Genomic DNA, 400 nt, shown 5'->3' with positions numbered 1-400 from the left:
ACCCTGTGCTTCCCCGCCGGGGAGCTCGGCGCCGGCGCCTACGCCACCTGGGAGCACCAGGGGGCCAGGGTCACCGCCCTGGACGACTCGAGCGTGCTGACCAACGCCCACCTCGCGGACTGGGGGCACGCCGCCCTCGCGCTGCGGACCCTGGGCCGTCACGAGACCCTCGTGTGGTACATCCCCACCTTCGGTGACACCGCCGAGGCCGACGGCGGGGGCCTGGGCGACCTGCTTCCCTCGTGGGCCGGGGTCCTGGCCGCCCAGCTCGTGCTCGTGGTGCTCGCCCTCGCCCTGTGGCAGGGCCGCGGCCTGGGCCGGGTCGTCACCGAGCCGCTGCCGGTGACGGTGCGCGCGGTCGAGACGACCCTGGGCCGTGGGCGCCTGTACCGGCGCTGGC

Annotated in this window: 1 pseudogene; it reads left to right on the top strand. The window is 76.5% G+C overall.

The annotated features are described in order from the left end of the window. A pseudogene (locus tag N869_RS18280) lies at positions 1 to 400 on the top strand (DUF4350 domain-containing protein); the annotation flags it as partial.

The sequence above is a fragment of the Cellulomonas bogoriensis 69B4 = DSM 16987 genome, from assembly GCF_000767165.1.
Classification (GTDB): Bacteria; Actinomycetota; Actinomycetes; order Actinomycetales; family Cellulomonadaceae; genus Actinotalea; species Actinotalea bogoriensis.
This window is presented reverse-complemented; position numbering and strand designations above follow the sequence as displayed.